The organism is Paenibacillus donghaensis, from assembly GCF_002192415.1.
In the GTDB taxonomy this organism is placed as follows: domain Bacteria; phylum Bacillota; class Bacilli; order Paenibacillales; family Paenibacillaceae; genus Paenibacillus_AQ; species Paenibacillus_AQ donghaensis.
Map to the genome: position 1 here is coordinate 6,104,933 of NZ_CP021780.1, position 13,645 is coordinate 6,118,577.

Here is a 13,645-nt window from a genome sequence, read left to right on the forward strand (position 1 = left end):
CACGGCATTCTTATTTAGTAACCTATGGCATCTTGATCGGGCACCCGGATCAAGATGCCATTACTTTTTTGAAACTTCTTAAGCGCAGAATTTGGGATATACTAGCCAGAGAGAAAGCTCAAAAGGAGATTATACTGATGCGTTTATATAAACCATGGACTACCCTGGTGCTGCTCACACTGTTTATTTCCGGCTGCAGCGCCGTCAAAACTCCGGGGGACTTGCTTCGCGCCCCTGAACAGAACAAAACCAACGGGACCATTACCGGAATCGTCAATCCTTTTCTGCCTGCCCAGTCCCATCTGACCGTTCCGGTCCAATCGGAGGCCGGCAGCGCCATCCAGCTGCAAGATCTCGATCAGGATGGACAGGATGAGATTATCGCTTTCTACAAAACGGATAAAACCGACTATGAAATCAATGCCTTGATCCTGTCGCAATCGAGCGGGACGTGGAAGAAGCTTACCACTGTCACTGGCATAGGCCGTGAACTGGATCTCGTCCAATTCAGCGATGTGACTGGGGACGGGGCGGCGGATGTGCTGCTGGGCTTCGGCGGCGGTGAAGGCCTCAGCAAGGAACTGGCAGTCTACACTCTGAAGGAGGGCAACCTCACCGAGCTGCTGAAGCAGCCCTATGATTATATGATCGCCGGGGATTTGACCGGCACCGGCCGGAAGCAGGTGGCGCTCTTCCAGAGCGTTGCGACTACAGACGTGCAGCCGGAATCGAAGCTGAGCTTGTACCAGTTCGACAAAGGCCAGCCGCAGGTGCTATCGGAGGAACGGATCAACGGCACCATTCTGAAGGTGAATTACGGGCAAGCTTCGCCCACAGGCAACGGCCTGTTTGTTGAAGCAGCCGTAGGTGCGCATTCTTCGTATACTGCCCTGCTGACTTGGGATAATGACCATTTTACTGATATACTTGCAGCAGACGTTTATACTTATAAAGATGAGCTTGCAGCCAGCCAGGAGATTGTGCTTCAGCCCAGCTTCAAGACCGATGGCGTCCTAGGCGCCAACACGATGGCCGGCAAGGATTACCCGCTGTACAGCAGGGATGTCAACAGCGACGGCATTATCGAAGTGGGGTTCCTCGTTCCTCCGGTTGGCTTGGAGGCTGAAGCACCGCTGGCTACGCCGTTCATCAGCAAATATTACCAGTGGGATGGCCGTTCCCGTCTGCGTCCGGTGGAGGAGCGGTTTGACCGCTGGGGCTACAATTTCCATATTCCGCAATCCTGGACAGGCCATTACTCGCTCGAACTCGCCAAGGGTTCAAATGAGCCGTGGACTATGGTGAAGTTTAACGATTTCAATGAAGATACCGGCAAGCCGGTTCCCTTGCTGACCTTGCGTATGGTCAGCAAACAAGCCTGGGCACAGACGGAGGCATCTCTGCTTGCAGAGAAGGCGGAGTATACCCTGCTGTATGAGTTGCCAAATCCGGCAGATTCGGCGACGCCTTCCGTTCTGGTGGCCATTCTGCCATCTGCCGCCGAGGATGGCGGCCTGCAGGGCACGGCGCTGCAGGCCTATAGAGAACGGCTGCTGACACTCGATGAGGTGCGGCAGCTGGCCGGTTCACTGCCGGAGACGGATACAGCGTATTAGACCGGTCGTGAAGGGCAACAGGATGCATAACGATGGAATATCGGTTTACGGTGGAGGGTACAAGCATTTATGAAAGGAATCAGATCGCGGCTTACTGTCTATATTACCATCGTCCTGCTGACAATTGTCCTGCTGCTGGAGGGCGTGTTTATCGGCGCCATCCATACCTATTACCTGGGCACCGCGACGGATACGCTGACTTCACGGGCAACCACCTCAGCAACCTTTTTCAATAAATATCTCGAAGGCTATTCCATTCAGGAACGGGCCCGATATATTCTGGAGAACCTCTCTCCCGAAGAGAGCAGCAAGGTCGAGGTACTGGACCCGACGGGCCGGGTCATCATTAATTCGTTCGGCTTCTCCAGCTCCGAGCCGGTCATGACCCCTGACGTAAAGTCTGCCCTCTCCGGGGGCAAAGGCACCTACCAGCGCTTCAACCCTACGGAAGGTGAACGCATTCTGGCCGTTTCGGTAGCGCTTAAGGAATCCGGCGGCACGATCGGCATTCTTCGCTTCTCGGTCTCGGCAGAGCCGCTCTACGATGTGATCCTGCGGATCGCATTGAATGCCGGACTGGTTGGCCTGCTGGTGATCGCCTTCGGCTTCGGGCTCAGCCTGATCATTGCCAAACGGATCGTAGGCCCCATTCAGCAGCTGACCGGAATTGCCAAGGAGATGGCTACCGGCAATTTCAGTATCCGCGCGGATAAGCAGCACAACGATGAAATCGGCACCCTTGCGGTCACGCTGAACTATATGTCCGAGGAGCTGGCCAAAAGCGAAAAAATGAAATATGACTTCATATCCTCCGTAACCCATGAGCTGCGAACGCCTCTCACCTCAATTAAGGGCTGGGGAGAAACTCTGCTGGTAGGCGATCTGGCCGATACTGGAGAGACGCTCCAAGGGCTGAAGGTCATTACGGGCGAAACGGACCGGCTGATCGGGCTGGTCGAGGATCTGCTTGACTTCTCGAAATTCCAGGCCGGGGAAATGAAGCTGGAGCTGCTGCCCTATGAGCTGCGCGGCATGCTTAATGAATTGCTGGTACAGTTCAAGTATCGTGGACAGGCACAACAGATTGATCTTATTGCACAGCTGGATGACTCGCCGCTGCCCGTGAGCGGCGATTTCAACCGCCTGAAGCAGGTATTCGTCAATCTGCTCGATAATGCCTTGAAGTTCACACCGGTGCAAGGAGTGATTCGGATTACCTCCTCTGTTCAGGACCAGTGGGTGATCATCGAAATTGCCGACACCGGGGAAGGCATCGGGCCGGAAGACCTCGCGCTACTTGGAACGAAATTCTTCAAAGGCCGTTCCCGCCAATCGGGTAGCGGCCTGGGGCTGGCCATCTGCAAGGAGATCATCGAGCAGCATCACGGCCACATGCGGGTCACGAGCGTGCTGGGTCAAGGTACCACTGTCAGGGTGGAGCTGCCGCTTTTGTATTAGCTGTATCAAGCAGAAACGGCTTTGCTATATTTGCACACAAAGAGACTGTGGGGAATCCCCCACAGTCTCTTGTCAACCTATGATGCTCTAGTCTTTAATCAATCCCTTGCTGATCAGAAAATCACGTGCCACATCCTCTTCCTTCAGGGCATCGACGTCCACCTTGGCATTGAGATCCTGCATTTCTGTTTCCGTTATCACGCCGCCCATCTGGTTCAGCACTTCCTTAAGCTCCGGATGTTGGTCCAAGGTCTCCTGGCGGATGACCGGTCCGGCATCATAAGGCGGGAAGAATTCCTTGTCATCCTCCAGGATAACCAGATCATGCACCTTGATCTGTGCGTCCGTGGCATAAGCGTTGGTAACATCCGTTTCGCCGTCATCAATCGCGCGGTACATAATCCCGTGGTCCATGCCCTTGCTCTCCTTGAAATTCATGCCGTAAAGCTTCTTGATTCCAGGATAGCCGTCTTCACGGTCAAGAAATTCAAACTCTACGCCCAGCACCATGTCGGCTGATACCTTGGCCAGATCACTGAAGGTCTTCAGGCTGTATTTCTCCGCAGTGGCGCGGGTAACGGCCAAGGTATACGTATTGTTAATGCCGAACGGCTCCAGAAAAATCAGACCATCCGCCCCTGCCAGCTCCCTGGCCTTGGCCAGAGATTCCTCCGAGGTACCGGTTTTCTCCTGATAATAATTTGCTACAATGGTGCCGGTATAGTCAGGGAACAGCTGAATCTCGTTATTCTCAAGCGCCGTCCAGGCTACATTGGAGCCGCCCAGATTCATCTGGCGTTTGACGGAAATATCGGTTTGGTCTTCAATCAGGTCTGCCATCATATGGGCCAGCAGCACATTCTCGGTGAAGTTCTTCGAGCCAATAGTGATTGAACCTCCGCCTGCCGCCCCGTCTTTCGAATTGCCGCCGCATCCGGCCAGAATCGTGCCCAGCAGAGCTGTGAACAAGGTGTATATCATTATTTTTTTAATCTTCATGTTCTCTCCCCTTCTATTTATCTGATCTGTACCGTTCCGTTTAGACCTTCAGACCCTTCGGAGTTGTCACCTTCTCGAGCAAGCCCAGCAAATAGTCCAGCACAAGCGCAAGCAGCGCCGCCGGAATCGCCCCGAGCAGGATTAGTGCATCAATATTACGCTGAATCCCGAGGAAAATAAATTCGCCCAGGCCTCCCGCTCCGATAAACGCCGCCAGCGTAGCCGTACCCACATTGATTACGGCAGCAGTGCGGATGCCGGCCATAATTACGCTCAGCGCCAGCGGAAGCTGCACACGGAACAGAATCTGTCGGTTTGTCATCCCCATGCCTCTGGCTGCTTCAACAATCGCTTGATCCACATCGGTGATTCCTGTATAGGTATTGCGGACAATCGGCAGCAGCGAATACAGAAACAGTGCCACTACAGCGGTCTTCAGTCCGATGCCGAACAATGGAATCATGAAGCCCAGCATCGCCAGACTGGGAACCGTCTGCAGGATGCCGACGGCTCCCAGCGTTACCCCTTTCAACGGTTTGACACGAGTAATCATAATGCCGAGAACGATGCCCACAACTACGGCACACAGCATGGACAGAAATACCAGCTGAATGTGTACGCCCAGGGAATGCAGCAGATCTGCTCTGCGGATATCCAGCTGGTACATCAGCTGCTGCCAAAGGGATTGATTCTTCATTCTGTCTCCTCCTTCGTGTCGCCTTCCCATTGGGAAGCGAACGCTGTAAGTAGACTGCCCCGGGTAACTAAGCCCTTGATCCGGCCCTCCGCGTTGATTACGGGAAGGATACCAAATGGAGCCTGGGTAATCAGGCCCAGCGCATCTCTTGCGGTCGCCGTATCCTGCAGTGTTATCGCAACTGGAGTCATAATCTCTTCAATGGTACGTGCAGTCTCCATCTTCGCGGCGACTTCATAAGCCGAAGCAATCCCCAGCAGCAGCCCATGCTCATCGCACACCAGCACCGTCTCTGTCTTGCGCTGGCGCATGAAGGTGAGCGCCTTGGCGAGTGAACGGCTCGGCAGACTGGTGGAGAGGTTGTCACGCATCACTTCAGTGACCGGAATATATTCCGGGTTCTGGTAGATACGGTTGCGTCCGATAAAGGACTCCACGAAATCATTGGCAGGGTTGCTGAGCAGCTCGTATGGCGTATCCAGTTGAACAATCTCTCCGGCTTTCAGAATGGCGATCTTATCGCCAAGCTTCAGCGCTTCATCCATATCATGCGTCACGAAGACGATGGTCTTCTTCACTTCCTGCTGCAGCCGCAGCAGCTCGTCCTGCAGCTGTTCACGGGTAATCGGGTCCAGAGCGCCGAACGGCTCATCCATGAGCACAATTTCTGGATCAGCGGCTAGTGCCCGTGCCACCCCTACTCGCTGCTGCTGTCCACCGGACAGCTGCTTCGGATACCGTTTGGCAAACACCTCAGGGTCAAGTCCGACCAGCCGGAGCATTTCCAGCACCCGTTCATTTTTTCGTTTGGTATCCCATCCCTTGAGCTCTGGAATCAGACCCACATTGTCTTCAATCGTGTAATGGGGAAACAAGCCTACCTGTTGAATGACATAACCGATGTTCTTGCGCAGCGTCACCACATTCTCCTGGGTAATATCCTTGCCGTGCAATGTAATGGTGCCGGAGGTGTGGGGAATCAGCCGGTTGATCATCTTCATGGTTGTCGTCTTGCCGCAGCCGCTGGGACCAATTAGCACCAGTATTTCCCCGGCTGTAATTTCAAAGCTGATATTCTTCACGGCTTCGAAACCGCTGGCATATGTCTTGCCTACTCCTTCAAATTTTAGCATTGGATGCTCCTTATCTATTGGTTCTGATCTCATATCACCGTTCAGAAGACTGAGTACCTTACACTATAACAACAAAGACTCTAACATACAACCTAATTCACTCCAATAGGTTGTATGTATTATTTTGGTAATCAACTTCACAAAAAAGGGTTATCCAGGTTTACAATACCCTTGGATAACCCTTGTTAACGACCTGTTGCTACATAGTATGGCCTGAATCACCATTGATAAACATAGTCGTTCGCTGGTACATTTTCTCATCCCCTACTAGTACCAGAACATCACCTGCCCGCAAAATGACGTGGGGCCCTGGGGAGATGGTAACGTTCGTCTCTCTGCGCAATGCAATGATTGTGGCCCCCGTATTCTGCCAGAACTGCAGGGCACTGATTGTATTGCCGGCAACATGTGAACCTTCTCGGACGGTAATCTCCACCGGATGATACGGCTTCAGGTTCTGGAGCCGGTCAGACGCCTCCACAATCTCGGTCAGCAGCTTCTCAAACTTGCGGTCCATTTCCTTCTTGTCCTGCAGCAGCTGCTGCAGATCCTGCTTCAGCGAATACGCCGACTTCAGATAATTATTCCTGGTGATATAATCAAGCGCTTTGTGATCCGACAGGACAATAATCTCTTTCCCTTGAGAGACACTGACAATCCCCTCATCCTTCAGCAGTCCCATGGCCTTGCGGATGGTCTCCGGGGAGACATGGTATTGCCCTGCCAGCAGCGAACGCCCGGACAGCTTACTCTGCACGGTAAATTCACCGCTCACGATCCTCTGCGCAATATCCAGAGCTATTGATTTGTAACCAGCCATCTCCTGCATAGACATCGTCTACCTTGACCTCCGTGTATAAGTCTATATGAAGTATTGAATACGTCTTACGTATACCTTGTCTGCCGCTTCAAATGAAGCAGAAATCAGTTCTCTCCCAGCTTGCGATATTCCCGTGGAGTCTGCCCGGTAGCCTTCTTGAAGACCCGGCTGAAATATTTCTCATCCTCATAACCCACCAACTCGGATATTTGCGACAGCCGCATAGGCGTATTCTGCAGCAGCAGCTTGGCCTTGTCGATTCTTAAACCCGTTAAGTAATCAGACAGATTCTCCCCTGTGATCTGCTTGAATTTGCGCGAAACATTCTCCCGGCTGATGAAAAAACGTTCGGCGATATGCTGAAGCGTCATCTCCTGATCGTAATGCTGATCAAGGTAGTCCCGAATCTCCATCACCATCTTGCTGTCTGCATTCTCCGATAGCCGATTCTCTCTGGAAAGCCGCTGCAGCAGCGCCTTCAGCCCTTCACTCCATCCTGCCGGCGAGAACAGACCTTCTTCATCATAACAAGTTTCCAGAGCCACTGCCACCTCCGGCCGCCAGCGCTTCAACACCGCGGCGAGCTGTCCCTGCATGCTCTGCAGGCTGCTCTCGGTAAGCACCGTCAGCCCGGACAGCCGCTCTGCCCACTCCTCCACGACCTGATTCATCCGGTCTTGCTCACCGGTGAGAACGGCCAACCGCAGCTTCTCCAATCCGGACTCAACAATGGCGTAGTCCTGAACAGACCCACTCGCTGCTGGAACCTCTTCCCGGCAGGTGTGAATTCTGCCTGTTCCCTGCAGCACATTGCGTTCCCGTAACGCTTGCCCAGCCTGCCCGAAAGCCTGCTGGAGCTGCTGCGGGAACTTGTTCAGTCCACTGAGTCCGATGTCAACCTGAACACCGTAAGCCAACTGTACAGCCTCATTGATCCGTTCCAGCTGGGCTTCAGCCTGCTGCACAGCATCCCAGAACAGGATCACAATATCCGCCCCGCCTTGCCAATACCGGAAAGCAAATCCACAGCTTCCCGGCGCCAGAAATTCGTTGCACACATTGGCCATGACATAGGAGGTGAGCGACAGATCTCCTCTGAACCGCTGCAGCAGACGGCAGCCTGCTCCTTGAAGGGAGATTACGGCAATCCTGCAAGATTCCGCTCCGATCGGCATCCCCAGCTCTGCGGTCAACAATGGGGCAATCTCAGCAAAGGAAGCCCCTCCGTTGATTAGATCGGACAGCACCTTATCCCAGTATACCGGACGCAGAATATTCAGCTGCATGTTCCGGCGGCGGTCCTGCTCCCGCTCCTGCTCCTCGGCCAGCCACAGCTGAAAGGCATGCTCGGCGGCGGCAATCAGCTGCTTGCTGTTGAGCGGTTTAAGCAGATAATCCGTCCCCCCGTATACAATCGCCGGCTTTACATAATTGAAATCCTGGTAGCCGCTGATCACAATCGTCTTCGTATGCGGGGAATACTCGTGCAGCCATTCCAGCAGCTCGGCTCCGTCCAGCAGCGGCATCCGCATATCCGTGAACACAATGGCCGGCTGCTGCATGCGGATCTCCTCGATCGCCTCCTGTCCGTTGGCCGCTTCACGGATGTCGGTGATCCCATATTTCGCCCAAGGTACGAAATAGCGGATCGCCTCCCTCACATGCCGCTCATCATCCACGATCAATACCTTCACGCTCGTCCCCTCCTTCCGATGCAGCTAAGCTGCCGTTTCGTGGAATGATTAATGTAACCTGAAGTCCCTGCCCTTCTTCTCCTTCCAGCCTTAGCTGCGCCGCTTCACTCATCTGCAGCCGTAGCCTGGCCAGCACATTGCGCAGGCCGATCTCCTCCAAGTCCGCTCCGGCTCTGCTGCTGTCTGACCGCTCCAGTCCGGCACGGATCGCCTCCAGACGTTCAGTGGTCATGCCTTTGCCGTTATCCGTGATGGCGATGATCAGCCGCTCCTGCTCATCCACGGTGCAGGAGATGAGGATCAGCCCGTTACGGATACCATCCGCGAACCCGTGCTTGAATATATTCTCCACCAGCGGCTGCAGGATCATCTTCGGAACCACAATCTCCCGCACATCCTCAGCCGCTTCAATACTCAGCCGCAGCTCCTCTTCCCCGAACCGCTCCCTTTGCAGCACCAGATAATTCCCCACATGCTCCAGCTCATCCCCGAGCGGCACCTGAGTCCGCTCCGTATTCATGGAATAACGCATCATGCTGCCGAGTGAATAGATCAGATCGTATACCTTCGGGGCATTGTAGCGCAGGGATGAGCTGGCTATCGACTGCAGGGCATTATAGAGAAAATGAGGGTTCACCTGGGCCTGCAGCGCCTTCAGCTGGTTGGTCTTGTTGGCAAGCTCCAGGCGATATTCCTTCACAATCAGATTATTGATGGTCTTCGTCATATCGGTAATCTTGCGTGTCAGCAGCCCGAATTCATCCTGGCGCTCCGCATCCACATACGCATCCAGCTGGCCGATCTGCACCTTCTGGGTAAAAGAAATCAGCTTCTTGATCGGCCTTGTGAAGCCGATGGAGATCAGTACGGCTGAAATGCCGCCCAGAATCAGGAACAGCACGCCGATGCCCATGTTGAATCGGGTAATCAGGCGGGCAGCGCCGTACAGATCCTCATACGGTACCAGCTTGATAATGCTGCCTTTGAACAGTGGATCATTGATGTGCCGGTACATCACAATTCCCTCGAATCCGTCATTCTTCCAGCTGAAATGGCCATTGTCCTGATCTCTGGGCAGCTGACTCCAGCCGGCAGTCACAGGCTGGCCGACCCAGTCGGGACTGGAAGCATAAAGCGCTTGTCCCTGCTCATTCAGCATATACAGACGTTCCGTGTCCGAATTATACATCGATTTGGCAATCTGCTCCAGCCCCTCCAACTGGAAATCAATCGACAGGTCAGCCAACACCTCCTGGCTGGGCGTGCGGTAGATCGGAAAATGTGCCGTGAATACAGGCACAGTACCCGGCTTCAGATTCGGGAATCCCGACTTCACCTCATATTGATGATCCAGATGCGTAACTTCCACAAAGGGCTTGTAAGAATCGCCCGAACCAGATGGCGGAATATAAGCTGTGTTCCGCTGCTGGCGGAACAGTCCGCCCAGCAGCAGGTTCGATTGCAGCTGGGCCCGCACAAACAGATGGATCTGAAAGGTGTTCTGGTCCGAGAGAAACAGGTTATAGAGCTGGGTAGAAATAATGGCCCGGTTGTCGGAGACGGTAGAGCCAGGGGCAACCTTCTCCGGGTCTTTGGCGATCAGCATCGCTGTGTAGAACGACCCGGGCACGTTAATGCCGCTGTACAAAGACATGGCCCGATGGTTCATGTCGCTAAGATAATTACTGAGATTGGATTCGCCAAGCGCCAGCAGCTTGGTATTCTGCTTCACGGACTGCTCGGTGACCGACTGCTTCGTATACAGATAAGAGAAGGTGACGGAAATTGCTGACGGAATGACGGAAGCGAGAAGCACAAGCGCCATCAGCCGGGTACGGATGCTGTTCCTGAACATGCTGGACCTCCTGCAATATAATCCACTTTTATAAACATGAAATTGAGTGTTGAGCCTCCGCCGCTCTTTCTATAATGGAATCAAAACCGAAGAAGGAGAGACACCATATGAGAAAAGCTCTGCGTTTGCCAAGAGGCTGGGACCAGCAATTGATCTTCCTGGGACCTTGTCTTGTCTTCTTTCTGACCATTGTGGTCATGCCCTTTATCCTGGGCTTCTATTATTCCTCCACCGACTGGAACGGCCTTGATCTGGACAAAGCGGTCTGGACCGGCAGTGCCAACTGGATGCGGATCTTCACGAATGATGATAAATTCTGGGAGTCACTGTCCTTCACACTCCGCTTCACTGCCGTATCCGTGGTGGCAGCCAATGTACTTGCTCTACTGCTGGCCTTCATCCTTATGACGGCTCTGAAGACCAAGAAGCTGCTGCGGACCATCTTCTTCATGCCCAATGTCATCGGGGGTATTCTGCTCGGGTACATCTGGCAGTTCATCTTCACCAAAGGCTTCGCCACCATCGGCGAGCTCACCGGCATCCATTTCTTCCAGCTGCCCTGGCTGGGCACGCCGGGTACCGGCTTCTGGGGCCTTGTCATTGTGTTCGTCTGGCAGACTGCCGGCTATATGATGGTGATCTACATCGCGGCACTGGCCGGAATTCCCAAGGATCTTGTGGAAGCTGCCCAGATTGACGGAGCACGCGCCCCCCAGCTGTTCAAAAGCGTCTATCTGCCTCTAATCATGCCGGCAATCACCATCTGCCTGTTCCTGACCACCTCGAACGCTTTCAAAATGTTCGACCTTAACTTGTCGCTGACCAAAGGCGGTCCGGGCACCTCCACCCAGTCACTGGCCTATAACATTTATGCCGAAGCCCTGATCAACAACCGCTACGGGCTGGGTACAGCCAAGGCGCTGCTCTTCTTCTTCGCCGTGTCGCTGATTACGATCACCCAGGTCTGGCTGACCAAAAGAAAAGAGGTGTCCGCCTGATGAACAGCAGCAGATATCGTTCCCGCACCTTTATTCTGGAGATTGCCGCCATCCTGCTCGCGCTTGTGTTCCTCTCCCCCTTCTACCTGGTGCTGACGAACTCGGTCAAGAGCCTCAAGGAGATTCTGGTGGACGCCGCCTCCTTCCCACAGGTCTTCCTGTGGGAGAATTATTCGAAGGTCTGGAAAGCGATCGACTTCCCGCAGGCCTTCTGGAGCTCGCTGCAAATTACGGTACTGAGCGTCATCTTCATTGTGCTCTTCAGCTCCATGGCCGCCTACCGGATCGCCAGAAAGCCGACACGCTTCAATTCATTCGTGTTCATGCTGTTGATCTCGGCGATGATTATCCCGTTCCAGTCGCTGATGCTGCAGCTTGTGCGGGTAACCAGCATTCTGGAGCTGCGCGGCGAATTGTACGGCATTGTGGCCTGCTATCTGGGCTTCGGGATGCCGCTGTCGGTCTTCCTATTCCATGGCTTCATTAAGACGGTTCCCTTCGAGCTGGAGGAAGCGGCCCGTGTGGACGGCTCTAATCCGTACGGCGTATTCTTCCGGATCGTGTTCCCGCTGCTGCTGCCGATTGTCGTTACTGTGATCATCCTCAATACGCTGTGGATCTGGAATGACTATCTGCTGCCGGTACTCGTGATTGGGGGCAACAAGGATCTGACCACCCTTCCGGTGGCGGTAACGAAGTTTTTTGGACAGTATACTAAGAAGTGGGATCTTGCCCTGCCGGGCCTTGTCCTGGCGGTAACGCCTATCCTGCTCTTCTTCCTGACCCTGCAGAAGTACATTGTTGAAGGCGTCACCGCAGGCTCGATTAAGGGCTAGCTGCAATATCCTCCACTTTTTTGGGCAAAATATTAAGTTTAAGTTAAGCTGTGCTTGCATTACGATCATAAGGAACCAGTTATCCTGGCTATGCCATCCCGAAAGGGACCGCGGCCATAGGTATTATAAATTGTTCAGGGAGGGTTATACCCATGAGGAAAAGACTTGGATTTACAATGGCAATCGTTTGCACTCTTATTATCGCAGGTTGCGGCAACGGTAACAATACTAACTCCACAGGAAATGTGAACGCTACCAACACTCCACAGAACGAAGCGGCTTCCCCGGAAGCTACGACAGCCCCGGCCAAGGATGTCACGATCAAGATGTTCCAGTTCAAGGTGGAAATCGCCGAACAGCTGAATGCGCTGGCTGAGGAATACGAGAAAGAAACCGGCGTCAAGGTAGAAGTGGAGACGCATGGCGGAGGTGAGGATTACGGCGCGCTGCTCAAGGCGGAAATCGCCTCCGGTTCGGAGCCGGAGATCTTCAACAACGGCGGCTACACCGCGCTGGTCCCTTATATGGACCGGGCCTCCGATCTGTCGGGCGAGCCTTGGGTCAAGGATCTGATTCCTACCTCCAAGGCTCCGGCTACGGTGGACGGCAAGCTGTACGGCATGCCGATGAACGTTGAAGGCTACGGCCTGATCTACAATAAGGCATTATTCAAGCAAGCGGGCATCACCGAGGAGCCGAAGACGCTGCCGCAACTGAAGGAAGCTGCCGAGAAGCTGAAGGCCGCCGGCATCACACCGTTCGAAGCGACTAATGAGTGGTGGTCGATGGGGATTCATCTGGTGAATGTGGGCATGGCGAATCAGGAAGATCCGAAGCAGTTCATCGAAGATGTCAAAGCCGGTAAGCAGACGATTAAAGGCAATGCCGTGTTTGAGCAGTGGCTGGATCTGGTGGATGTTATTTTTGACAATGCCCAGGATAACAAGGTCACTACCGACTATGCCACCCAGGTAGCCGAATTCGGCTCCGGCAAAGCTGCAATGATGCTGCAGGGCAACTGGACCCAGGGCGATATCGACAAGATTGATCCTGAACTGGATCTTGGCATTCTCCCCCTGCCCATCAGCGATAAGGAAGGTACGATTCTGGTAGGCGTTCCTAACAACTATATCGTCAACAGCAAATCGGCTCACCCTGAAGAAGCCAAGGCTTTCCTGAACTGGATGGTTTCTTCGGAAAAAGGCAAACAATATTTGACCAAGGAATTCAAGTTCATTCCGGCAGAGAGCAATATTGAAACCAATGCCGAGGACATCGGCCAGGTCGCTGTGGCAGTGCAGGAGAAATCGGCTACCGCACTGGGCTGGAACTGGGATATGTTCCCTGACGGCGTAACCCAGGGCTTCGGTGCCGCGATGCAGGAGTACCTTGGCGACCAGATCAACCATGATCAGTTGCTGGAGAAGCTCGACAAGGCGGTCCAGGATATTGTTAAGCAATAGACAGTAAGTTGTGCTCCCCCTGCTCTCGCAGGGTATGCAAAAGTCCAGCCCCCGGTCCGGCAGCTTCTTGGCTGCA

General features: G+C 53.8%; 11 protein-coding genes. 5 read left to right on the plus strand and 6 right to left on the minus strand.

The window, feature by feature from the left end; all coding sequences use genetic code 11:
* Window positions 1-137 precede the first annotated feature (137 nt).
* Together B9T62_RS27650 and B9T62_RS27655 are read left to right on the plus strand one after the other, a co-directional pair.
* Window positions 138-1,616 (plus strand): FG-GAP repeat domain-containing protein, encoded by a 1,479-nt coding sequence (locus B9T62_RS27650; RefSeq protein ID WP_087918213.1) that lies wholly within the window; start codon window positions 138-140, stop codon window positions 1,614-1,616.
* Window positions 1,617-1,685: 69 nt separating this feature from the next.
* Complete coding sequence (locus B9T62_RS27655; RefSeq protein WP_087918214.1) at window positions 1,686-3,074, plus strand: sensor histidine kinase; 1,389 nt, start codon at window positions 1,686-1,688, stop codon at window positions 3,072-3,074.
* An 87-nt stretch (window positions 3,075-3,161) separates the two neighbouring features.
* Here B9T62_RS27655 and B9T62_RS27660 read toward each other — a convergent pair whose 3' ends face one another.
* The 6 genes from B9T62_RS27660 to B9T62_RS27685 form a co-directional block, all read right to left on the minus strand.
* Window positions 3,162-4,073 carry a glycine betaine ABC transporter substrate-binding protein gene (locus B9T62_RS27660; RefSeq protein WP_087918215.1) on the minus strand — a complete coding sequence of 304 codons (912 nt, stop codon included), beginning with the start codon at window positions 4,071-4,073 and terminating at the stop codon, window positions 3,162-3,164.
* 40 nt (window positions 4,074-4,113) lie between these two features.
* Window positions 4,114-4,770, minus strand: coding sequence for an ABC transporter permease (locus B9T62_RS27665; RefSeq protein WP_087918216.1), 657 nt, complete (start codon window positions 4,768-4,770; stop codon window positions 4,114-4,116).
* The gene (locus tag B9T62_RS27670; protein WP_087918217.1) at window positions 4,767-5,903 is read right to left on the minus strand and encodes an ABC transporter ATP-binding protein; all 1,137 of its coding nucleotides are present in this window, start codon (window positions 5,901-5,903) and stop codon (window positions 4,767-4,769) included. Before B9T62_RS27670 ends, B9T62_RS27665 begins: the two co-directional genes overlap by 4 nt.
* Window positions 5,904-6,102: 199 nt before the next feature.
* Window positions 6,103-6,738 (minus strand): GntR family transcriptional regulator, encoded by a 636-nt coding sequence (locus tag B9T62_RS27675; RefSeq protein ID WP_087918218.1) that lies wholly within the window; start codon window positions 6,736-6,738, stop codon window positions 6,103-6,105.
* Between the two features lie 89 nt (window positions 6,739-6,827).
* Entirely contained in the window at window positions 6,828-8,417 is a 1,590-nt protein-coding gene (locus B9T62_RS27680; protein WP_087918219.1) for a response regulator transcription factor, read from the minus strand.
* Window positions 8,395-10,272, minus strand: a complete 1,878-nt coding sequence (locus B9T62_RS27685; protein ID WP_087918220.1) for a sensor histidine kinase — start codon at window positions 10,270-10,272, stop codon at window positions 8,395-8,397. Before B9T62_RS27685 ends, B9T62_RS27680 begins: the two co-directional genes overlap by 23 nt.
* A gap of 107 nt (window positions 10,273-10,379) precedes the next feature.
* On the opposite strand from B9T62_RS27685, the gene B9T62_RS27690 reads away from it, so the two are divergent.
* The 3 genes from B9T62_RS27690 (at window position 10,380) to B9T62_RS27700 (ending at window position 13,569) form a co-directional block, all read left to right on the plus strand.
* A complete protein-coding gene (locus B9T62_RS27690; protein ID WP_087918221.1) occupies window positions 10,380-11,270 on the plus strand; it encodes a carbohydrate ABC transporter permease in 891 nt (296 codons plus the stop codon).
* Window positions 11,267-12,106: a carbohydrate ABC transporter permease gene (locus B9T62_RS27695; RefSeq protein ID WP_425436708.1), complete on the plus strand. Its 840-nt coding sequence runs from the start codon at window positions 11,267-11,269 to the stop codon at window positions 12,104-12,106. The genes B9T62_RS27690 and B9T62_RS27695 overlap by 4 nt, the downstream gene beginning before the upstream one ends.
* 152 nt (window positions 12,107-12,258) lie before the next feature.
* Window positions 12,259-13,569 carry an ABC transporter substrate-binding protein gene (locus tag B9T62_RS27700; protein ID WP_087918223.1) on the plus strand — a complete coding sequence of 437 codons (1,311 nt, stop codon included), beginning with the start codon at window positions 12,259-12,261 and terminating at the stop codon, window positions 13,567-13,569.
* The last annotated feature ends 76 nt before the right edge of the window (window positions 13,570-13,645 follow it).